This is a genomic window from Paenibacillus luteus (assembly GCF_006542765.1).
GTDB lineage: Bacteria > Bacillota > Bacilli > Paenibacillales > Paenibacillaceae > Pristimantibacillus > Pristimantibacillus luteus.
In genome coordinates this window covers 252009-273896 of sequence record NZ_SKCD01000055.1, presented here as the reverse complement: position 1 = coordinate 273896, position 21888 = coordinate 252009, and the positions used below count along the sequence as shown (strand labels likewise).

Below are 21888 nucleotides of genomic sequence, written 5' to 3'. Positions count from 1 at the left end.
AGTCTCGTTTCGGAATAAAAGAAACACCGGTACAGCAAGCCGCGACGCTTACGATACAGATGCTTCTTTGCTTATGTTACTTTTTATCATAATACTTATTAGAAAAGAAAGGTACCTTCCCCTACTTTTGCCGCAATACCATAGAACTCATTCGTCCGATTTACTTCTTCCACACTATTCCGAACCGATAAGCTGCGCAAATATTCAAAGTCAGGATGAACGACCAAATCCTGTAAATAAGCCGAAATCGTGCTTCCTGGCGTCCTCATCCGGTTGAGCGCGGCAATAATATCCTGTCCTGACTCAATGCCGATGCCATGGCCAAAATATAGGTTGTCATCCAGCATAACCACATTCTCTCCCTGCCACTCCGGCGTTTCCGGATCATGCTCAGGATTTTTGAAATAGAGGACATCCCCTGGGTAGGCTTCGTTTTTATCATAGGTCGTAATTAGGCTTAAATCGCGGTCATACTGCCAATCCCTTAGAAACAGATTTTGAAAATACGCATTGAACACCGCTTCGCCTACCGTATCAAGCACTGCTTTATACAAAATAATGATGATGGCACCCGCGCATTCAAAGCCATACAAATGCCCATTTTCAAAAATATCGTTAATCCCTACCGAAGGCAATACGCCGCCTCTTAGCTGGAACCCGCCGTTTTCCGTCCTGATCCAATACTCCTCATTGCATTTCGATCCCGCAAAGGTTGCAAAGTTGGCTCCACCCGCATAAAGCGCTTTGGCCGCTTCAACAATATGCGTGCGCATCTTCATCTCAAACTCCAATGCCTCGACAGAGGGGTAGCGGTAGACGACCTGACTTTTCTGCTTCGCCTGCAGTATTCTTCTTTCCAATTCTGACAGCGTTAGCGGATTTAGCTCAAAGGTATTCGTGCCCGAAACAAGTATCACTGTCGTTCTCCTCCATGTCATCGATTTTCTATAGGTTATTGTACGTACGAAAACTTTTTTTGTGAGGAGTGATCCAAGGAAGCAAAGCAGTCGTGCTACTTAACAAGAAAAGAAATTAAAGGGAGTGTTCAATCATGAAAATGAAAAAATATTTCGTTGCCGTGCCTCTTAGCCTCGCTCTACTTCTTCCAACAGCCGGACTTGCAAGCGCAAGCGATCATTCGCACGGAGGAGGCACAATGACAACGATGACAGCCGGTGCTGCTGAAACATCCAACAAAGCGGTAGATTTGCGGGCTGCTCTAGACTCTTTGTTATCCGAACATGCTTACTTAGCGGTAATAGCCATGCAGAAGGGCATTGACGGAAAAGGGGATTTTGATGCTGCCGCGGGAGCTTTGCTCCAAAACGCCGATGATTTGAGCAAAGCAGTAGCTTCCGTCTATGGAGAAGATGGCGGCGCGGCTTTTAAAGAAATTTGGACCAGCCATATTGGGTACTTTGTGGACTATGTGAAGGCGACTGGCGCCAAGGATGATGCAGCGAAGAAGAAAGCGCTGGCTGATCTGGACGATTATCGCGTGAAGCAAGCTGCTTTTCTGGATACAGCCACTGGAGGTCGATTAAAAGCAAAGGAACTGGAGGAAGGCTTGAAAGTTCATATCAATCAACTTGTCTGGGCTTTCGACAATTATGTTGCCGGTGATTTCGATAAGACATACGACAGCCTTAGAGAGTCCATTCATCATATGTATGGTGTAGGCAAAGGATTGTCATGGGCCATTACCGATCAATTCCCTGACCAATTCGACAGCAAAACGGTAGATACCCCAGCCGCCGAGCTCCGTGCAAGCTTAAATCATTTGTTCTCCGAGCATGCCGCACTAGCCATACTTGCAATGCAGAAAGGCATTGACGGCGCTAAGGACTTTAATGCTTCTGCTGCTGCTCTAAATGAAAACACCGATGAGCTTTCCGCAGCCATTGCATCGGTATACGGCAAAGAAGGCGGAGAAGCCTTCAAGAAAATTTGGAGTTCGCATATCGGTTACTTTGTTGATTATGTGAAAGCAACTGGCGCCAAGGACGACGCTGCCAAAGCCAAAGCGATTGCAGACCTAGATAAGTACCGTGCCGAGCAAGCAGCTTTCCTCGATACAGCAACGGAAGGGCGCTTGAAGGCTGCAGACATGGAAGCTGGCCTGAAAATGCATGTTGATGAGCTATTGAAAGCTTTTAATAGTTATACTGAAATGGATTATTCCATGACATATCCGACCGTTCGCGAAGCTTATGCGCATATGTATGAAGTCGGACTCGGCGTGACAAGCGCCATTGTGGACCAATTCCCTGACCAATTTGCCGGAAAAATGCCCACGGAAATGCCACAAACCGGCATGGGAGGCATGAGCCATCAAAAATCCTCAACATCGGATATTCTGATGATATCCCTTCTTATTATGGCAATGGCCGTGCTCATCCCGTTCTTTATCGCACGCCGGAACGCTTCCAAATCATAATGCTGAAGAGGAGGGAGCTTCCCTCCTCTTTTCCTATCGAAAGTACCGGAGGTGTGTGCACGTATGATGAATAGAAAGAAAATACGGTTCTTCCTAGCCATGGTAGGCATGGTTGCCATGGCTCTCACACTAATCTCATGTTCCAGAGAGGTCTCCCCTGCAGCAAATCATACTCAAACCGCAGCCTCTTCTCCCTCACCCACTCCTACAACGTCTGCCCTTCAGGCGCCTGACCAGTTAATGGAAGAGGATCTTGGCATCGTGCCCGTCTCCATTTATATTCCTGCTATAGGCGTGGATGCGACAATTGAAGAGGTAGGCACCATGGAGAATGGACAAATGGGCGTCCCTCAAAATATAGACGGAGTTGGCTGGTTTGAGCCCGGCACTAAGCCTGGAGCACGAGGCAACGCCGTCATGGCTGGACATGTAGACAGTCTGACAGGACCTGCTGTCTTCTATAAGCTGGACCGGTTAAAGGCTGGGGACGAGGTTGTTTTAAAGGACAAAGATGGTGTCACCCGCACTTTTATCGTCACGGGCACAGCGAGTTATCCTCGTAAAGATGCACCCTTAGAAGATATTTTTGGTTTTTCCTATCAGAGCCATTTGAATTTAATTACATGTACAGGAGAATTCAATAAGGAAGCGAAGACACATGAGGAACGTTTAGTTGTGTATACAGAGCTTCAAAAATAAATAGATGCCGATTGCAGCTAGGAGCTGAACCCCGTTTCGGCTCTTTTTTGCCGTATGCCCCCTCTGCGAATGGCATCGAATCGTTATACTATCCTTTGTTTATTCAAGCAAAGAAGAGAGCTGCGGATGACGAGTCCACGGCTCTCTTCTTTGCTCTCCATGCTATTTTCGAATATTCCCACCCGCCGTACCTGCTCCGCTTGAGCTATACGGATCTGAGTACTCTGTGTTGGTTTTCTCCCATACGTCCGCATAAGAGGGATGCCGCTTGAATTGCGCTAAGGCATAGGAACAGGAAGGGATAATCTTTCTCCCCTTTTCCCTTGCTTCCTCAACCACAAAATCCAGCAGCTGCTTAGCCAAATTTCGACCCCGATATTCTCCATCCACATACGTATGGTCGATCGCCCATGTATCCACATCCACCATCGTATACGTAATTTCACCAATCGTACCTTTCGTTGTCGTCAAAATATAGCTGTTTCCTTGCTTCTGTGCCAAAATCTCTTCATCTACTGTTCCATATAAGTCCTTGTCCGTACTCATGCCTGCTTGCACCTCCTGGAAAATAGTGATGAACCCTCTTCCGGTCAAGCTGCGGGTCTATTCTTTCTTACCCCAATAAGCAGATCATGAACCTTTTCGGAAAGGTTGCCCTTGGCTCTCCGTTACATTCACGTCCGTCTCTAGCTTACGCTGGTCAAAGAGGCTAAGCCCGATCCAGATCGCGGCACATAATAATGCGGCGACAATAGCGCCAACCGCACCGGCAAGCTTGTAGCCTGCGATCACAGACCAAATCAGCATTAGCGGCAGCAGAAGCCAGAACCGGGAGAGAACCGCTCCTCTTCTCGCAGCAGCCTTGGACCAGGGAAATTGTGTAATAAACGCTTCCGCAAACCATTGCCTCCATTGCATATGCAGCCATGACATGCCAATTGCCGTTAGAGCGGCAACAAGAAATAACGCTATCGGCCCGGGAACAAGCGACACGGCATAGGTGGCGGCTGACATAAAGCCAAGCCATACCCGAATATGCGTCATGCCCCTTAGGAAAGCTTTAAGCCTCATTTCCGCCAAAATGGTTCCGGCATCCGGCTTGCGGAATAGGCGCTGCGAGCTCCTGAATAAATAAGGCCGTTTCACACGGACGAGCGGTTTCGATTCAATGACCTGGCTCATCAACAGCTCCGTGCTTCGCAGACGCACATTATTTTCCGTTTCCACCTCCGCCTCGAAATGAATTGGTGCCTTTAAGCTCACAACCAGCAGCAGAAGCATAACACTAGCAGCAACAGCTAGGGAGATTGCCATCAGGCCAGTATCATTCGCCCAAGCGAGCATAGGGTATAAATAGAAAGCTCCAAAGAGCAGAAGACTACCGGTTTCAAGCGCCACCTTGCGCCATCCCTTCAGCTTCCCGTTCAACAACTGAATGCCGAGGGCCAGAACCATCCCCATGACGATCGTAAAGGCGTAGGCAAACGCTAATGTAGTCCAAGTCAGCCCCTCTACCCTCGTTAGAAATGGCAGAAGCAGCAAGTATGGAATTGCAATGACGAATGCTTTCATGACTAGCGTGTAGGCGATCCCATGGCGCTTCAAGCTTTGCAGCCACGCCGGCCGCTGAAGCAGAAACAGCCGGTCTGCCTCCTCCACAAATATTCGAACTTGTCCTATAAATAATAGAAATAGCAATAGAATGGGATAGAGCGTGGTCCAAGGCAGCTTGATCGCCCACGCTGGCATATCGAGCAGCACCTCCCGGTAAAGGCCGCCTCCAATAAACAAGCCGGGCAGGAGCAGGTAAAGCCATACCGTCCAGTCAAGCACGCTTAGCCAAGCGCGAAGCTGGTCCCTCTGATTGCGTCTGAGCCTCATCCAAAATAATCGTCGCGGTGTGATCACTTCCGTCCACCCCCTAGGTCAATGCGTGAAAACACTCGAACAATGTCGCATTCTCGGCGCAGCCCGCATCGCTTCTTACCTCGTTCATAGACCCGCGCGCGACGACTGAGCCATTATTAATAAGGACAAACCCCGTACAAATTCGCTCTGCGGTGTCCAGAACGTGTGTCGACATAAGCACGCCTGCTCCGCGCTCTCGTTCCCCCTCAAGCAGCTTTAGAAAATCGGTCGTTGCCCTTGGGTCTAGCCCGACAAAGGGCTCGTCCACGATATATACATCCGGTTCCAGCAGAAACGCAATAATGAGCATCAGCTTCTGCTGCATGCCCTTGGAGAAATGCGAAGGATAATGATGCTTCTCCTCCGACAATCGGAAGCGCTCCAACAGTTCATCCGCCTTGGCCGAAAATGGCTTTTCTTCGATTTCGAAGGCCGAAGCTGCCAGATGCAAATGCTCCCATAACGTCATATATTCATAGAATACCGGCTGCTCCGGCACATACGCATAGCGTTTATTTTTGCCGCCGAGCACGACTTCCCCATCAACATGTGCCATCAAGCCCAGAATCGTCTTGATCGTCGTACTTTTGCCAGCGCCGTTCGGACCAATCAAGCCTACAAGCTCACCTGGCGCAACATCCAGCCATATGTGGCGAATTGTCGGCTTGTTTTCCTCATAGCCAGCTTCCTTTATCGCAACGCGAAGCACAGAATCCTGCCTTTTCGTATGCTCTATCGTTCTATTCATCCGCCAATAGCCGCCTTTCAGTTCCAGTTTGATGGTATAATTCTACGAATGAGAGTTCCAGTTCGTTCCAATTTTAAAGCATGACGGGGATTCAACTTGAAAAAAATGTCGTATTTGGTCAATTAATAGATTATAATATTAGGAAAAATATGCTAAATAGAGGTGCGGAATGGGAAAGAAACCATTACAATTCATGATTACATTGGGGCTGCTTGGAAGTCTTCTGTCAGGCTGCACTGCCGGAGATGACTCTAGCAATGAAATTGCAGAGTTGAAGAAAGAAATTACCGCTCTCAAAGAAGAGAACGAACAGCTTAAAGAAGGACAAGGAGCCGTAAATACAGACAGCGAGCCGGAAGAAAGTGCAAGCGCAAGCGATCAGCCTGCGACAACGGCAGCTGTGGACGCTCCTCTTATTGCTGAGCTGAACAAAGCCGTAACGGTTGCTGATTTTGCCGAATTCACCGTGGTCAAAACCCAATTCAACAAAGTGATTAAGCCTTCGAAGCCAGGCGACTTTCATACCTACTACGAGGCGAAGGATGAAGGAAACACCTACCTTGCAGTCACGATTAAGCTGAAGAGCCTGCTCGCAGCCGGGAAAAGCGCAGACGATTTCGCAAGCCTAACGATCAAGTACAATGACAAATACGAATATCGCACCTTCTCCACCATTGAAGAACAGGGCGGGGCAGACTTTACGTATACGAGCATTACGTCTATTGAGCCCTTAAAAACCGAAACGCTCGTATTTTTAGCTGAGGTGCCTAAGGAAGTAGAAACGGACACAGGACCCCTAAAAGCAATTATTACCATAAACGAAGCAGAGTATGATTTAATCATCCGATAATAAAACGAACAGGAGCTGTCTTCCTAGGGTTCTCCCCTGGAAAGACAGCTCCTGTTCCCGTATACAAGCGGATAGTTGCTTGATATTCTTTACAGCAATCCAGCTTCCACCAAACCATTCCGTATCCCCTGCTCATCTACGTGCGTGGTCACAAAATCGGCATAGGGCAGCAGCGCCGGATTAGAGTTGCCCATGGCAACGCCGAAGCCCACCGTTTCCAGCATTTCCATATCGTTCAAGCCATCGCCAAAAGCAACCGCGTCCGCAGGCGTCAAGCCCAGCTTATCGAGCAGGGCCTCGATGCCTTGTGCTTTAGAGCCTCCCGCAGGAAGGACATCAATGGCTTGGGGGTGCCAGCGAATCAGCTTAAGCTCGGAATGCAGCCCGTCATACAGATGCTCTTCATGGCTCTCGCAGTGAAGGAATACCTGATAGATCTCGTCCGTTTTCCAAAATTCCGGGTTATAGCCCGGTAAGTCAACCTTTAGCGAATTAACCGATTCTATAATAAAAGGATGATCCTCTTTGTCTGCAAAGAAGTTGTGCTCCCCTTCGAATACAAGCCCGTGGTTATGCTCTGCAGCGACTTTGACTAGCGCCTCCAGCCTGCTCTTCTCGATTTCCCGTTTATACAGCGGCGTTCCTTTGTAAACAACATATCCGCCGTTTAAGCATACAAAGGATTCAATGCCCAGTTGCTCAGCGAGCGGCTTAATAAAGTATGGGGCTCTACCCGTAGCAATAACGGGCTCCACTCCAGTTGCCTTTAACTCCGCAATAGCTTTAATCGTGTCCGCAGGTATTTCCTTTTGTTCATTGATTAACGTGCCGTCGATGTCAAAAAAAACAATTTTGTAGCCCATGCTGACTTCTCTCCTGTCCGTGGTCGCAGACGTATGACGCCTGTCCTTTTTTATACAGTATAAAGAAACGAAGCCGGAAAAGAAATCATTGCCGCTCCCGCATGCAGAAAAAAAGCATCAGCGACGGCCGATGCTCCTTTGATTTCTTTCCATGCCTCAACAGTCTAGAGCCGTTGCCAATCTTTAATTCTGCCAGCTTACCAGCCGAAATCGAGGCTTTTTCCTGTTTCAACGTAAGTTTTTAGGTTATTTAAGATCATCCACCACTGACTGTCCACCGTTTCCAGCGAGGGATGGTTTTCCGTAAATTGGTCATTAATCACTGTCAGCTTCGTAGTGGCTCCAACCTCCTCAAGCATGAAGGCTATTCTCGATTCCAGTTCTGCATGATTTGGCCTGTAGGCTGGTCCCGGATGTTCTAAAACGGTAAATATTTTATTTTCTTCATATGCTAGAATAGTACCATAGATATGAACCGTTTCATCGCCATCCGTGCCTGGGCCAACGTATTGATAGGACGAGCCAACCTCAAAGGCAGAGTTGATGACACAGCCAAAAAACGTTTGCTTCGTTCCTTCTGGCAGCACAAGCGCTTCCCAAACCTTCTCAGGTGCCGCACCGATATAAAACTCATATTTGAAATCCATGACTTGCACTCCTTCTCATCGTTCAAATAGTCTAGCTATTGCTGTAGCAACGCGCTTCTAACTAAATGTATTATACCGTTCCCGGCGCCGCCGGTATTGTAAAAACGCGACAAACCAACCCATGATGGAGGGATTCATAAATGCCAGCAACGGATAAAAAGAGCAGTATGGGCGTTTTGCAGCTGCGCAAAGGAGAGAAGAAATTCCAGCTTGACCGCTACCCTCCATCGGAGCAGCTGCGCCCTTTTGTTAAGCACTACTGGGTGATCACATGGAGCCTTGAAGACGAGCTTCCATACTTTCAGGATGTCGTACCGAATCCCTGCGTCAATCTGGTTATGGAACACAACAAAAGCGGCATATATGGCGTAGCCAGCAGGATGTATACGCAGAAGATCGAAGGCAAAGGACGGGTCTTCGGCGTAAAGTTCCAGCCCGGCGGCTTCTACCCTTATATCCAATCGCCGCTCTCCAACCTTACGGATCAAGCTTTGTCGCTCAAGAGCGTATTCGGAATGGCGAGTACCGCTTATATAGAGCAGATTGCGGCCCAACCCGATACAACAGATAGAATCGCTTTAACCGAAGCGCTGCTGCTGCAGCATCTGCCGCCCGTTGATTTGACGGCCTCTTTGGTCAACCAAATCATTGTGCGTATCCAAGAGGACCGCGAGCTTACCACGGTCGAGCAGCTATGCGGGGAGTTCCATTTGAACAAAAGAAAACTGCAGCGTTTGTTCAGCCAATATGTCGGCATTAGCCCCAAGTGGGTCATCAAGCTCTACCGGCTGCAAAACGCGGCTGAAGCAATGGACAACAGCAGCCCTACCGATCTGCTTAAATTAGCTATGGAACTTGGTTATTACGATCAATCCCACTTTATTAAAGATTTCAAATCCATTATCGGCAAAACGCCCGAAGAGTATGCCCGGCCATAGGCATCTAGGTCAATACGCCCTTGACGACTGTCCAAGCCATCCTGTATATTGGTAGAATTAGTTAAATAAGTACGGCTTACGATGGAAGCACCCGTAAGAGATGGCGTATGACGCCTATCTTGCAGGTGCTTTTTTTGCGTTGTAACGCCGTACACATAAGGAGGCTTTATTATTGATGAAATTAGGTTCAAAGTTAACCGCAATCGGGCTAGCCCTCATTCTCGCGCTTATCAGCCCAGCCGTAATTGCAGCAGCATCCTTCGAATTCAGCGCGACCGCTAAGACCGCTTTTGACAAAATGAATGGCGCCGCTGACAAATCGACCGCCGCGAAGCTCACCTCGCATTATGCGGACCTGCAAGCGGTACAGAAGCAAACGATCGAATGGGATACCAAAATCGACAAGCTTCATTATCAAAATGAGGAGGCCGTGCTCGCTACCCGCAAGCGTATCAAAGAAATCGACGCAGAGAAGCTGCAAAAGCTGGATGCGGCCGTGGTTCAGGCCAAGAAGAAATACGAGCCTTTATTCACTCTTTATGATTCGTTAAACCAGCAGCTTAGCATCGCTAAGTCATACAAGAACAAAACGTTAGCCAATTCGCTTAAACCTCAGGTAGAAACGGCCAAAGCAGCCGTACAGATCGCCAAGCTGGATATACGCAGCAAGGAAGCTGCTCTTAAGACAGCAAAGGCCAATACGGCTAAAACGATAAAAAAGCTGCGGGACACGCTCAGCGATATCGATCCGATTAAAGTTAAGATCAAAGCTGCCAAAAGCTCGATCAGCAGCATTAAGAAGCAGTTTACGACCGAGACATCCCTATTGAATCAAGCCGTCAAAAAAATGGATTCCTCTGCTTCGTTAAGCTCTCTCGCCAGAATGTTGGCAAGCGTCAAGCAAATCAATGAGCATAAACAGAAGACTCTCACCTACGAGCAGCAAACGTCGGCCATTATCGCCAAAGTGGATGCGCAGCTCAAATAAAGCAATAAACAAAGGAGGAGGGTGCTTAGGATTACGAAACGCCCTCCTCCTTCAACAAAAAAAATTGATCATTCCGCGGCGGCTCGCCGCAAATGATCGCTTTAAAGGGATTATAGCGATGGAAACCTGACCTCCACCGACGTGCCTATGCCTAATTCGCTCGAAACCGACAGCATACCGTTATGCGAGGACAGGATTTTATCCACAATCATCATCCCAAGCCCGTTTCCGTCCCGCCTTGTCGTGTGAAACGGCTGGCCAATTCGCTGTAATACTTCATCCGTCATACCTACGCCATTATCGGTAAAGCGAATTTGCTGATACCCGTCAACGGCATCCAGCAAGATATTCATCTCTCCGCCAAAGGGCAAAGCCTCAATCGCGTTTTTCAAAATGTTCAAGAACACTTGCTTTACTTGGTCTCGATCGCACCTAATGCTCTTTCTATCACCACATTCATAGTGCACCTTAATTCCGTTCATCTCTAATTGCAGTTCAAACACAGACAATACCTCTTCAAGAATAAGATGGCATTGCTCTTCTTTGTACTGAATCGCTTGGGGCCTTCCTAAAATGAGGAATTCGCCCACGATCGCATTCATCCGTTCAAGCTCAGACATCATTAGGTTATAGTAATGAGGATTGGTCGTTTTGCTCGTCATCTGCAGCATGCCTTTTACCGTGGTCATCGGATTCCGAATTTCATGAGCGATGCTGACCGCGATTTGGCCCGCAAATCCAAGCTTTTCCGTATTTCGCAGCAATTCCTCAGCGATCTTCATTTCCGTAATATCCCGCAAGCTGCCAACGACCCTCGTTAGCTGCTGCTCGTTATTATAAATAGGCACAACATCGAGCATAAAATATTGCGGCTCCATGCCGCTCATCAGCGCGACCTCGACGCCAACGCAGGTTTCCCTATCCTTAATCACCTGCTCAAAGTAAGGACCGATCCTATTCACTTCAAACACGCTGCGTCCGAGGCAGCAGCTGCCGCTTTCTTCTATGGTTTTTAGAATAGCCGTGCTTTTATCATTCATCTCTACAATTGTGCCTAGCGCATCCGTAATGACGATTCCATAGTAATTGGTATCCATTAGAACCTGATTGAGAATTTGCAGCTGAGTGTTGTTTTTGCGCAGCAGCAGCTCGCGCTCAATAGAATCGACGATCGTGCATAGCAGAGCAAGCAAATGAGGGTGGGCGAACTGTGCAGCGGTCATAATCGAAAGGGTACCCAGCACTTGACCAGAGTCTTCCATATGAAACGGAGCTGTATAACAAGCAAGCTGATGCAATACCTTATGAAAATGGTCATCTCCAATAAGCTGAACAGGCTGGTGATGGCGCAGGCATAAATCAACAGCGTTTGTGCCAATTTCCTCAGAGAAGCGAAGGCCCTCTTCAATTCCAAGCTGTCTAACCTGACTAATAATGGAGTTGTCGCCTTTAAATTCGAGGAGATAGCCCTTTGCGTCTGAGATGGCTACAAAAAAAGGATCGCCCGCTACAGAAGATAAAAATTTATCAACGAAAAAACCGATAACTTCAATGATTTCTTTATATTTAAGTCTTCGCGCCTCAAGCTCAGCGGAAGAAAAGCGTTCGGTATAAATAGGGAGCCCATCCGGATTGAGGCCTTGCTGTTCGCATTTTTTATGGGATTCAATAATTATATGGTTTTTCATCATGTTGTTTACCAATTAACCTTTCCAGGACGGCTAGCTTCCATATTGTTGGACATTAACCAATATTCTAGCTATAGCACTCACAATCCTTCCCAATTTTATTAAAATTCGTTTATATTGTGCAATTTTATTTTTCCATTCCTTCTAAAAAACTCCCGCCATTCTCTAGCGCAAACGAAAAAGCGATTCCTTAACGGATGGAAGCCGTCAAAGAATCGCTTTACGTGTATATTTAGCCCTGCGGCAATAGCTTAACCTTAATATCATCGAGGTAGAGAGTGGTCAGCCCTTCATAACCGGAGTCGCTGCCAACAATGACATAAAGCTCGCCCTTTTCATTCGTTTTCAACGTCGCAGCGTGCTGCATCGCTACCGGCTGGAAGCCAGTAAGGGTATCATCAGGCTGTACCATGTTGCCCACGATCTTCATATCCTTGCCTTCAGTAGATTGATTGCCTTTGTCGAGATTCATCCGATAATGCACGTGACCCTCGTCCGTGGACTCTATCGCCTTCGGCTCTTTGTTCACAAAGCCCGCTTTAATACTGACGGCTTCTCCAGGAGCTCCGCCAACGCCCATCATGCCGCCCGATTGATCTGTGTACAGCTTGAATGACAAGGAAGCTTGATACTCCGTATTCGGCTCCAAACCGTCTATTTTTTTCGTCACGTACATGAATAAATCGTCGCTGCGATTCATTCCGCTCAGCTTAAGGCCGTAGTTTGTTTTGTTATTTGCCGTTGGAAGCAGCTCTCGCGCGTAGAAGAGATTATATATAGAAGGATCATAGTCCACAGGCAGGTCGGCGAATGCACCGCTCCAGCCTTCTTCGCTTTGATCAAAGGAATAGTTCAGCGTAAGCGCAGCATCGCTCGTCTGAATGACGATTTTTTTCTGCTTCGCATCCCATATCGTCTGTGCCCCAAGCAGCTGTGCCACGAACTTAGCTGGAACGAACGTGCTGCCCTTCACGACGGCTGTTTTCGCCGGCAGCTTCACATTTTTGATATAGGTGCCAGTCACCGCGTCGCTGTTCTGTGTCAAGTGAACCGTAAGACCATCCCGGCTTAATTGAATCCCTTTTGTCTTAGCGTCCCACACGAGCGTCGCCTGCAAGCCATCCGCCAAAGCTCTTACCGGAACCATTGTAATGCCGTTAACCACATAAGGTGCAGCTCCAAGTGTATGCTCGCCGCGATAATCTACAGATTTGTTGCTGCCGATTTGAAATTGCAGAGGTGCGGATGCGTTTGCCGAAGCACCGTTAACCGTCCCCCCTGCGGCTACCGAGCTAAGAAGTACTGCCGCCGTTACTGATGCTATTGCTATATTTCTATTCCATAATTGTTTAAAAGCCATTTCATCTACCATCCTTTGTTGTTAGAATTCCACGTGTATCCTCCTAACGAACAAAGGACAGAATAAGTTGCTTCCATCCAGTGGATTAACCCTTTCTTAACAAAGGAAGTTACTGGTTATCTCCATTAAGCCTGCAAGCTTTGCTCCAAATCCTCCACTAAATCCTCAGCATCCTCTATTCCTACGGAAATGCGGATGAGTCCATCTGTAATGCCCAACTGTTGACGTCTCTCACGAGGAATCGAGGCATGGGTCATGCGGGCGGGCACTGAAATCAGGCTCTCCACCGCACCTAGACTTTCGGCTAAAGTAAAATATTGCAGCCTTTGGATGACCGCGGCCGCTTGCTCTGCACTGCCGACATCAAAAGATATGATGCCGCCAAAGCCGCGTGCCTGCCGCTTAGCCAGTTCATGCTGCGGGTGGCTCGGCAGTCCCGGATAATGAATGCCATGAACCGTAGGCAGGTCTGACAAGCGAGCGACAATCGCCCTTGCATTTTCCTCGTGAGCCTCCATACGGAGACCGAGTGTCTTCAAGCCCCGCATAAGCAGCCACGAATCCTGAGGGCCAAGCACGCCGCCCGTTGCATTTTGTACAAAATGCAGCTCCTCGCCCAGCTCCTCGTTATTGACAACAGCCAAGCCCGCAACCACATCGCTATGCCCACCGATATATTTGGTTGCCGAATGCAGCACGATATCCGCCCCAAGCGCAAGCGGAGTCTGCCAATACGGGGTGCTGAACGTATTATCCACGATTAGCAACAACTGCTTTGACTTCGTCCATTCCGCTATTTTGGCGATATCCGTTACTTTAAGCAGCGGGTTCGTAGGCGTTTCCACAAACAGCGCTTTCGTATGGGGCTGCAGCGCCTTGTCAATTTCTTCTTGTTTGGTCGTATCCACAAATGTTGCTTCAATCCCGAGGCGATTTAGTACCTTGGTTGCAATGCGGTACGTCCCCCCATAAACATCATCGGTCAAAATGATATGATCACCCGTGCTCAGCAAGGAAAACACGGCATGGATTGCCGCCATGCCAGAACTGAAAGCAAATCCCCGTCTCCCTTCCTCCAAATCGGCAATGTACTGTTCAAGCGCATGTCGCGTCGGATTTCCGGTGCGGGAATACTCGTACCCCTTATGGACGCCAATCTCCTCCTGCTTGTAGGTGCTGACCTGATAAATCGGAATACTTACCGCACCCGTATGCGGATCAAATGGCGTTCCCCCATGTATGAGCTTTGTTTTCCTTCTCAGCTTCAACGCCTCCCTAATAGATCTGTTTGCTCAAATAGCGTTCGCTGCCATCTGGAAAAATCGTAACGATACAGCTGCCCGGCGCAGCTATCTGTGCCTCAAGCAAGGCCGCATGGAGCGCAGCGCCTGAGGAGCTGCCAGTCAACATACCTTCCAGTTGGGCCAGTTCCTTCACTCTCGCAAAAGCATCCTCATCACTAATGGTATGAATGGCATCGAAATACGTACTGTCCATGAACGGAGCCAGCTTCTCGATGCCAATCCCTTCTGTCCGATGCGGGCCAGAAGCACCACCGCCTAGAATGGAGCCCTCCGGCTCGACAATGACGGTCTTTAATTGAGCATTCTGCTCCTTCAAATAAATCGCTGTACCCATAAAGGTACCGCCGGAGCCTGCTCCAGCAACAAAAATGTCTATTCGGCCATCCAAATCCTGCCATAGCTCAGGACCAAGCGTTTTATAATAGGTTTGTGGATTAACGGGATTGGTAAATTGTCTTGGCGAATACGCCCCCGGAATCTCTCGCACAAGCTCCTCTGCCTTGGTCACGGCGCCAAGGATGCCCAGCTCTGATGGCGTATTCACAATTCGCGCACCAAGCGCCCGCATAAGCTGCTGCTTCTCTATACTGAACTTCTCTGGTACGACAAATATTGTCGAAATCCCTCGTCCGATTGCCGCCAGCGCAAGCCCAATTCCCGTATTTCCTGCCGTTGCTTCAATGACCATTCCTCCTGGCTGCAGTTGACCGCTGGCGAACGCATCATTTAGAAGCTCTACACCCAGCCGATCTTTGACACTGCCTCCCGGATTTTTATATTCTAGCTTTGCATAAAGCTTTACTCCATTCGGCAGCACATAACCTTTTAGTTCGACCAGCGGCGTGTTGCCAATAAGCTCGTGGACATGTTGAAACCTAGCCATCTGCAGTCCCTCCCACGATATGCGATTCTTTTGACGCATTCCCTTAATGGGTCTATACCCTGCATTATATGAAGAAGCTCCTCTTTGTGCTTGCGCCTGTTGCTGTCTGAAGGAACGAATACTTCGCTTTTTCTCAACTCCAAAATGAGCTCAACCACAAATCGTTCTATCGCTTTATACAATATTTCAATAATAAGCAATTATTCCGATGTGTTACACTGGTTTTATATCTATACCTTATTCCCAAACCTAAACGAATGTGAAAATCAGGAGGTGTGCGGTTGTCAGCAGGACTAACCGAAAAGCTTAGTAAGCCGTTCATTGCCAAACCATCGTTTTGGCCTGCCTTAGCGACACTCTTCTTCGGTTCATTCGTAGGCATGTATCATGTTGTTTCACTGAATGTATCACTGCCGGGCTTTATCGGCATTTTCCATACAGATTTAGGAAAGGTACAGTGGATTATAACCGGGTTTTCGCTCGCTTGCGGAGTCATTGCCCCGGCCAGCGGCTATGCTGGGGATCGTTTCGGAGGAAAACAAGTCTTTCTATTTTGCCTAGCTGGCATTACGGTTACTTCGGTGCTTTGTGCCTTCTCCTGGAACATTTACGCGCTAATCGCCTTTCGAATTTTGCAGGGGGTATTCTGCGGGCTAATTCAGCCAGTCTCACTGGCACTCATCTACCGAACCGTTCCGGCTGACAAGCAGCCTCTTGCCGTTAGTGTATGGTCGTTCTCCACGATTCTTGGCACGGCGCTTGCCCCATCGGTTAGCGGCTGGCTGCAAGGCTATGACTGGCATTTGATCTTTCTCGTAACGGTGCCTGTCGGCATATTAGCGCTCGTGATCGGCAGCCGAATTCTCCCATCCAATTCCGTAAATAAGGAAACCAAACTGGATCGCATCGGGCTTGCGCTTGCAGCTTCAGGCAGCCTTTCGCTGCTGCTTCTATTTGGAAATATCTATGCCTGGGGCTGGAAATCTGCTGCTTTTTGGGTGTGCTTAATCGTCGGGGTCGGCAGCTCGGTTTGGTTCATTATTCATCAGCTCAGAACGAAGACGCCATTGCTGCAGCTGCGCTTGTTCCGCAATCGCACGTTCACAATCAGCTTAGTTGTTTCCCTAATCCTTTCCGTTGCTCTCTACTCAGGCATTTATTTTGTACCACTGTATCTATCGGAAATCCACGGACTCAGCTCATTTCATATCGGGCTGTTGTTTTTGCCGGGAGCTGCATGCTTAACTTGTGCCACCTTCTTCTCCGGACGGTATTATCATAAATTCGGACCGGCTGTGCTTGCCATCGTTGGCACCTCCATTCTTATTGCCACGACATACTTGTTCAGTAGGCTGCAGGTCAGCACCAGTCTGCTTGCCATTATGATCATTATTGCGATCCGCAATACGGGAACCGGCCTAGCCCTGACGCCTGTGACCAACGCCGGCATGATGGCCATTCCGAAGGAGCTCTCCGGCCACGCTTCGGCGCTCATCAACTGGCTGCGGCAAATATTCAGCGCGATGGCGCTGGGCCTATTTACGTCGCTATTTTATGCCCGGCTGGCGGTCCATCAAGAGCAGCTTGGGAAAAGTGATGAGGCTTATCCCTCTGCTTACACGTTAAGCATTAATGATGCTTTCTTATTTTCTGCAATCATTATACTGTCTGCGCTGCCGCTTGCCTTGCTGCTTCGCAAGCCAAAAGGCGTTAGCTGTGTAGAAGCTTCCACGACAGACGCCATTAGGGCGAACCGATCATGACAACGACAATGACAATGACAACGACAATGCCACACAAACAGCCGAACAGGATACCTTCTCCTGTCCGGCTGTTTTCATTCCAATAGCTATATAAATTGAACTACCATTTCTGCATTTCGGTCGCTGCGCAGGATGATTAGATCTATTTTTTAGACCTATTTCATCCATTTCGGCTATTTACGCCAGATTAGATGTAAAAATTAGATCTATTTCTTCAAAACCTAGCCATATCCAGCCCATTTGAACCCGCTACGGTAGATTAGATCTATTTTTTAGACCTATTTTATCCATTTCGGCTATTTACGCCAGATTAGATCTAAAAATTAGATCTACTTCTCCAAAACCCATCCATATTCTACCTATTTGGAGCCGCTGGGCTATGGACTATCATTGACCGACTGTGCGTCCGTATGACATCCTTCTTTCAGAATCTCATTGAGTTTAAACTCATTAGTTAAACTTATATAGAAAACAAAAGCCTCATGTTATCAGCATTTTAAATGTACTTAGGCCAAACTTATGCCTCGCTTAATCCCCAGCCAATCGCATGCTTCATCGTTCGCTCCAGCCATTCATCATTTGCTAAATTGGGAACGTCCGCAATTACCTCAAGCGTAGCCGGTTCTATAATGCCGGGCTGTGGCGCATGCATGACAGGTCTCCCCCACGTTTCAGTACCGCTTCTTCTAATCTGCAGCTCATAGACGTACATACCAGGAATGAGCGACTCAGGAACGGATTGCACGCTTTTCACATAAGAGAAGCCTTCTCTGCCGCCTTCAATTACGGGCATAGATCCTTCCAACATGACAATCGGCTCTATTGTAATCTGTTCTATCGCATTCTGCTCCTGTGAAGGCTGCAGCGCCAAACGATATTCCATTCCTGGCTCACCGTACAGGATAAACAGCATCGGCAAGCCTGCTATGGCAATCTTCGGGCCTTCCAGAAAAACCGGCTGACTGGCAGGCTCGAACAGCTCGGATTCCTCCCAAGCTTCCGGCACTTCACTGGCTCTGCGGTAATGCCAGTTGCCTTCCATCGGCAGCTCTTGTCCTGTCAGTAGAGAGACCAAGCAAAGCTTGGCGCTATCGAAAGGGTTGGTGCAGTTGTTATGTCCGTAGCGATAGCCAATTTCATGCCTCACCTGAACCCCGTGCCGACGTGCCCGGTCTGCCCATTCAAAGGACAGCCAGCTTGAGGTATATGCATCATGCGTGCCGTGCGTCAGCCATACCTTCGTTCCTTTTGCCTTCATAGCAAGGATGATTGCGTCCGAGGCTGGACCAGGCCCGCTTGCAATACGATCCGAATTACTCGTTCCAAGCAGCGTAGCCAGAAAGAGATCAACGGCGCTGCGTCCCTCCCCGTCCTTCCAGCCTGGCTGCCAAGCATTCTTGTAGCCAATATCCTCGCAAACCGCGCGCCAGCACACCGGGCATGTCGGGTTCAGCATATCCCTAAACGCCTCGCCAAACGCCAGCGGTACATTGTAACAAACCGCATACCGTACAGAATAGACGGTACTGCCTGGGTTTCCTGCAGCCACCAGACTCGAAATGCCGCCGCGCGAGCCGCCCACGGTTACGACTTCATGACCGTTAACGCCATACTGCTCGATGGCGATTCGGAATACATCGTCCAAATTCTCATAGATGGAGGCCTGCACCGTTCTCGTGCCAAAGGAGCCGCCTCCGTTCCAGATGATCCCGACTGCGCCTTTCCCCGTCTCCAAAAACGCCTGTCCAAGCCCCTTTAGCAAAGGTGGACCCATCGTCGAAAACACATTTTCACTCTGGTCGTAAAAGCCGCTAAACAACGCTGGATAACGTTCTTTCGGCGAAGTGCTCCACAGCGGAGGCAAAATGTAGCTTACCATGCTTTCATGCTCACCTTGACCCGCAATCCGCCCATGCACAAGCTGAAAGGCTGGCATGCCCTCAAGCTGCTCCGGCGCAGCAGTCGGCGCCCGGAAAATAACCGGATAACCCGTAAGCTCACGGATCTCGTCCGACAGCTTTAAAGCAACCTCATCCGTTACGCACAGCACGCTGTACGTCTCGCCAATATATCGCTCATAAGCGGGAGTCCTGAAGGACTCCCCTTCCTTTTCACCCGCGAACAAAGCATACGTATCCGTTTGATAATAATAGGGACTTGAAGGGTCCTCGTCACGCAGCTGCAAATCGACCTCGCGATCTCCCGTTTCCGCATGAAGCCGCAGCACGCCGATGCCATCCGCTGCGCCCGCCTGCGGTCCGCCCCTTCCGCCATTCAACGCTGCATTCCAATTCGTAACAATCGGAAAATCATTCCGGAGCCTCTCCGATACCAGAGTATAGATGCCAGCTTCCCGCGGCTCTATGCGAACCAATCCTCTACTCAAATCGACGTGCTGTACATCGAAATAAGCCACCATTCCATTTGCATAACAAGCCGCTAATATACGACCTTCACTGCTCGCAATATAAGCCAAGAGGTCCGGTTGAACCTCAATGTCAACCAAGGCCAAACCCTGATTAAGCCAAATAAAACCGCTCACCGGCACATAGCTGTCCGGCGCAAAAACAAGCTTATTCGAACTCATGATCAGCCTCATTTCTCATCGAGTAAGGTAAAGCATTACTTTGTAACACTCGATCCAATGGTTCATTTTCCATATGGAATTGTAGATGTGCTCCCGCTGCAAGCTGATCATGGCTGACCGCTAGCTTCTCCCAAGGCTGGCCGTCCAAGCTTAAGCGATTCCAATAAACCTGATTGGCTCCTTGATTTTCTGCTTCGATAACGAGCTCCTTGCCGTTTTCCAAACGGATCGTCGCTTTACGGAACAATGGGCTGCCCAGCATATACTCCGGCACGCCAGGCGTGAACGGATACAAGCCAAGCGCTCCCCAAATGTACCAACCGCTCAGGCTGCCGTTGTCCTCGTCGCCGGGCAGGCCGTCCGGCTTGCTGCTGAACAATTCCCGCATAGTCTTTCTAACCCAATATTGCGTGCGGGAAGGCTTGCCAAGCGCGGTATAGATATAAGGAATATGGAAGCTCGGCTGGTTGCTGATTGCAAATTGGCCAAAATCGATTGCCGCCATTTCGGACATTTCATGAATTTCCGTGGGGTATGTTCCGGTTTTAAAGGATGGCGGCATCGTCATGAGCTCATCCAGCCGCTCGGTGAATGCCTCATTTCCGCCCATGAGATCAGCTAGCCCCGTCATGTCATGCGGGACGGACCAGCTGCACTGCCACGCTCCACCCTCGCAGAACGGGTCCCCCCACGCAAGCGGGTCAAGGTTAGCCTGCCACTGTCCTTGTTCGTTTCGTCCTCTCATAAAACCAGTTCCCGCATCAAATAATTGGCTGTAGTTGGCCGCCCTCTGCCTAAAGAAACGGTAATCGCCCTCTTTGCCTAATCCTTTAGCCATCTGCGCGATGCAGAAGTCGCCATAATAATAGTCCAAGGCGTTGCTGACGCTCTCATGGAACTGGTTGTCGGGCAAGTATCCGTGCTCGATATAAGCATTCAAGCCTGTCCGCCCATGCGTGCCGTCATCCGCAGCAAGCGTCGCATGCTTGCGCAAGCCTTCGTACGCAGCCTCCACGTCAAAGCCCTTAATGCCTTTCACATAGGCATCGGCGATTGCCGCATCAATGAGCGTGCCTGGCATGGCGCTGCGTTCCGCAGGCGAAATCCACTTGGGCATCCAGCCGCTTTCCTTATAAATATTGACCCAAGCCTCCGTCATCTCACCAAGCAGCGTCGGGAATAAAAGGCTATAAAGCGGAAGGCTCGTGCGGTAAATATCCCAGAAGCCGATATCCATATACATAGGCCCCGGGTGAACTTTGCCATCATAAGCGCTAAAATGAAGCTGCTCACCCGATGGGCTGTATTCATGCCAAGTACGGGGAAACAAGCAGGCACGGTAAAGACAGGTGTAAAAGGTACGCTTCTCTTCCTCGTCTTCGCCTTCTACGCGAATTGTGCCGAGCCGCTGCTCCCAGTCCTGCTCCGCCTGCTGCTTCAATTGCTCGAAAGTGAGATCGCCAAGCTCCTGCACCATATTCCACTCGGCCTGCTCCAGACTAATAAAGGAGGTTCCGAACCGTACGTTAACGATGCCGGATTCCGGTACTTCGACGCCTACATAGGCGCCGACCCGGTTTCCTATCTGTTCCAGACTGTTGCTTGGTACAAAAGCCGAATCAAACGTACTGCTTTGCCCCTCTTGAAGCGCGCAATCAAATTCCATGATGAAATACATCGCAAAATTTTCATGCGCCTCGCCATGATGCGCACGGGTAAAGCCGGTTACCCTGCGCTTTGCCCCGTCAATCGTAACCGAGGATTCCCCTTCAAAAGGGGATACAATCACTCGGCAATCCTCTTTCCGGTCAAAGGTAAAACGAAGGCGGGTACTTCTCATGGCAGGCACCAGCTCCAGCTTTGCCTCATAACGAGGAAGCCGAATTCCAAAATAATGCGGCTGCACGATCATTTCCTCCGCTCTGTACGAGGACGCACATGCATCCGATTTCAAGTAAACCGGACCGCTTTGCGGCATAATAATCAAGTGGCCATAATCCCTCATCCAAGGGCTCGGCTGATGCGTCAGACGAATGCCTTGAAAACGGCGATGCGACGGGTGGAAAAACCAGCCCACCCCCTCTTCATTCGATTGCGGGCTCCACGAGGTAGTGCCCCACGGCCTTGATATGAGCGGCAGCGTATTGCCGTTTGAAAACGTATAGACAGAATCCGTTCCTTGCAGCGGATTCACATAGGGCAAATAGTTCATGAGTCTGCACCTC

General features: G+C 49.2%; 18 protein-coding genes. 6 read left to right on the top strand and 12 right to left on the bottom strand.

Going from position 1 to position 21888, the window contains the following annotated elements; translation table 11 throughout:
- Nucleotides 1-98: 98 nt before the first annotated feature.
- Entirely contained in the window at nt 99-917 is an 819-nt protein-coding gene (locus E0496_RS29700) for a protein-glutamine gamma-glutamyltransferase (RefSeq protein WP_141505517.1), read from the bottom strand.
- A gap of 134 nt (nt 918-1051) precedes the next feature.
- On the opposite strand from E0496_RS29700, the gene E0496_RS29695 reads away from it, so the two are divergent.
- Together E0496_RS29695 and E0496_RS29690 are read left to right on the top strand one after the other, a co-directional pair.
- Nucleotides 1052-2437, top strand: a complete 1386-nt coding sequence (locus E0496_RS29695) for a copper amine oxidase (RefSeq protein ID WP_141505516.1) — start codon at nt 1052-1054, stop codon at nt 2435-2437.
- Nucleotides 2438-2500: 63 nt separating this feature from the next.
- The gene (locus E0496_RS29690; RefSeq protein WP_141505515.1) at nt 2501-3136 is read left to right on the top strand and encodes a class F sortase; all 636 of its coding nucleotides are present in this window, start codon (nt 2501-2503) and stop codon (nt 3134-3136) included.
- Nucleotides 3137-3298: 162 nt separating this feature from the next.
- Here the strand turns inward: E0496_RS29690 and E0496_RS29685 are convergent, their stop codons facing one another.
- The 3 genes from E0496_RS29685 to E0496_RS29675 form a co-directional block, all read right to left on the bottom strand.
- The gene (locus E0496_RS29685; RefSeq protein ID WP_141505514.1) at nt 3299-3682 is read right to left on the bottom strand and encodes a GNAT family N-acetyltransferase; all 384 of its coding nucleotides are present in this window, start codon (nt 3680-3682) and stop codon (nt 3299-3301) included.
- A gap of 84 nt (nt 3683-3766) precedes the next feature.
- Nucleotides 3767-5044 carry an ABC transporter permease gene (locus tag E0496_RS29680; protein WP_141505513.1) on the bottom strand — a complete coding sequence of 426 codons (1278 nt, stop codon included), beginning with the start codon at nt 5042-5044 and terminating at the stop codon, nt 3767-3769.
- A 13-nt stretch (nt 5045-5057) separates the two neighbouring features.
- Nucleotides 5058-5792, bottom strand: a complete 735-nt coding sequence (locus E0496_RS29675) for an ABC transporter ATP-binding protein (protein ID WP_141505512.1) — start codon at nt 5790-5792, stop codon at nt 5058-5060.
- A gap of 169 nt (nt 5793-5961) precedes the next feature.
- Between E0496_RS29675 and E0496_RS29670 the strand changes: the two genes are divergently transcribed.
- A complete protein-coding gene (locus tag E0496_RS29670; RefSeq protein ID WP_241675036.1) occupies nt 5962-6642 on the top strand; it encodes a hypothetical protein in 681 nt (226 codons plus the stop codon).
- A gap of 89 nt (nt 6643-6731) precedes the next feature.
- Here E0496_RS29670 and E0496_RS29665 read toward each other — a convergent pair whose 3' ends face one another.
- On the bottom strand, nt 6732-7505 hold the full coding sequence (locus tag E0496_RS29665) for a Cof-type HAD-IIB family hydrolase (RefSeq protein ID WP_141505511.1): 774 nt from the start codon (nt 7503-7505) through the stop codon (nt 6732-6734).
- A 197-nt stretch (nt 7506-7702) separates the two neighbouring features.
- On the bottom strand, nt 7703-8152 hold the full coding sequence (locus E0496_RS29660; RefSeq protein WP_141505509.1) for an SRPBCC family protein: 450 nt from the start codon (nt 8150-8152) through the stop codon (nt 7703-7705).
- Between the two features lie 140 nt (nt 8153-8292).
- Between E0496_RS29660 and E0496_RS29655 the strand changes: the two genes are divergently transcribed.
- Nucleotides 8293-9090: a helix-turn-helix domain-containing protein gene (locus E0496_RS29655; RefSeq protein WP_141505508.1), complete on the top strand. Its 798-nt coding sequence runs from the start codon at nt 8293-8295 to the stop codon at nt 9088-9090.
- Between the two features lie 175 nt (nt 9091-9265).
- The gene (locus tag E0496_RS29650; protein WP_141505506.1) at nt 9266-10078 is read left to right on the top strand and encodes a hypothetical protein; all 813 of its coding nucleotides are present in this window, start codon (nt 9266-9268) and stop codon (nt 10076-10078) included.
- A gap of 110 nt (nt 10079-10188) precedes the next feature.
- On the opposite strand, the gene E0496_RS29645 is transcribed toward E0496_RS29650, so the two are convergent.
- From E0496_RS29645 to E0496_RS29630, 4 genes are all read right to left on the bottom strand, one after another.
- Nucleotides 10189-11766 (bottom strand): ATP-binding protein, encoded by a 1578-nt coding sequence (locus E0496_RS29645; protein WP_241675035.1) that lies wholly within the window; start codon nt 11764-11766, stop codon nt 10189-10191.
- A 232-nt stretch (nt 11767-11998) separates the two neighbouring features.
- Complete coding sequence (locus tag E0496_RS29640) at nt 11999-13126, bottom strand: copper amine oxidase N-terminal domain-containing protein (RefSeq protein WP_161601636.1); 1128 nt, start codon at nt 13124-13126, stop codon at nt 11999-12001.
- 125 nt (nt 13127-13251) lie between these two features.
- Nucleotides 13252-14388, bottom strand: coding sequence for a bifunctional cystathionine gamma-lyase/homocysteine desulfhydrase (locus E0496_RS29635; protein ID WP_141505605.1), 1137 nt, complete (start codon nt 14386-14388; stop codon nt 13252-13254).
- 13 nt (nt 14389-14401) lie between these two features.
- On the bottom strand, nt 14402-15313 hold the full coding sequence (locus E0496_RS29630) for a PLP-dependent cysteine synthase family protein (protein WP_141505501.1): 912 nt from the start codon (nt 15311-15313) through the stop codon (nt 14402-14404).
- Between the two features lie 281 nt (nt 15314-15594).
- Between E0496_RS29630 and E0496_RS29625 the strand changes: the two genes are divergently transcribed.
- Nucleotides 15595-17076, top strand: coding sequence for a DHA2 family efflux MFS transporter permease subunit (locus E0496_RS29625; protein WP_241675034.1), 1482 nt, complete (start codon nt 15595-15597; stop codon nt 17074-17076).
- 517 nt (nt 17077-17593) lie between these two features.
- Here the strand turns inward: E0496_RS29625 and E0496_RS29620 are convergent.
- Together E0496_RS29620 and E0496_RS29615 are read right to left on the bottom strand one after the other, a co-directional pair.
- Entirely contained in the window at nt 17594-19663 is a 2070-nt protein-coding gene (locus E0496_RS29620; RefSeq protein WP_141505499.1) for a hypothetical protein, read from the bottom strand.
- Nucleotides 19650-21875: a GH92 family glycosyl hydrolase gene (locus E0496_RS29615; protein ID WP_141505498.1), complete on the bottom strand. Its 2226-nt coding sequence runs from the start codon at nt 21873-21875 to the stop codon at nt 19650-19652. The genes E0496_RS29620 and E0496_RS29615 overlap by 14 nt, the downstream gene beginning before the upstream one ends.
- Nucleotides 21876-21888 lie beyond the last annotated feature (13 nt).

Excerpts from the sequence above, each read along its gene's own strand:
- E0496_RS29695 (WP_141505516.1), top strand. The coding sequence starts at position 1,052 with ATGAAAATGAAAAAATATTTCGTTGCCGTGCCTCTTAGCCTCGCTCTA.
- E0496_RS29690 (WP_141505515.1), top strand. The coding sequence starts at position 2,501 with ATGATGAATAGAAAGAAAATACGGTTCTTCCTAGCCATGGTAGGCATG.
- E0496_RS29685 (WP_141505514.1), bottom strand. The coding sequence starts at position 3,682 with ATGAGTACGGACAAGGACTTATATGGAACAGTAGATGAAGAGATTTTG.
- E0496_RS29675 (WP_141505512.1), bottom strand. The coding sequence starts at position 5,792 with ATGAATAGAACGATAGAGCATACGAAAAGGCAGGATTCTGTGCTTCGC.
- E0496_RS29670 (WP_241675036.1), top strand. The coding sequence starts at position 5,962 with ATGGGAAAGAAACCATTACAATTCATGATTACATTGGGGCTGCTTGGA.
- E0496_RS29665 (WP_141505511.1), bottom strand. The coding sequence starts at position 7,505 with ATGGGCTACAAAATTGTTTTTTTTGACATCGACGGCACGTTAATCAAT.
- E0496_RS29660 (WP_141505509.1), bottom strand. The coding sequence starts at position 8,152 with ATGGATTTCAAATATGAGTTTTATATCGGTGCGGCACCTGAGAAGGTT.
- E0496_RS29655 (WP_141505508.1), top strand. The coding sequence starts at position 8,293 with ATGCCAGCAACGGATAAAAAGAGCAGTATGGGCGTTTTGCAGCTGCGC.
- E0496_RS29650 (WP_141505506.1), top strand. The coding sequence starts at position 9,266 with ATGAAATTAGGTTCAAAGTTAACCGCAATCGGGCTAGCCCTCATTCTC.
- E0496_RS29645 (WP_241675035.1), bottom strand. The coding sequence starts at position 11,766 with ATGAAAAACCATATAATTATTGAATCCCATAAAAAATGCGAACAGCAA.
- E0496_RS29640 (WP_161601636.1), bottom strand. The coding sequence starts at position 13,126 with ATGGCTTTTAAACAATTATGGAATAGAAATATAGCAATAGCATCAGTA.
- E0496_RS29630 (WP_141505501.1), bottom strand. The coding sequence starts at position 15,313 with ATGGCTAGGTTTCAACATGTCCACGAGCTTATTGGCAACACGCCGCTG.
- E0496_RS29620 (WP_141505499.1), bottom strand. The coding sequence starts at position 19,663 with ATGAGTTCGAATAAGCTTGTTTTTGCGCCGGACAGCTATGTGCCGGTG.
- E0496_RS29615 (WP_141505498.1), bottom strand. The coding sequence starts at position 21,875 with ATGAACTATTTGCCCTATGTGAATCCGCTGCAAGGAACGGATTCTGTC.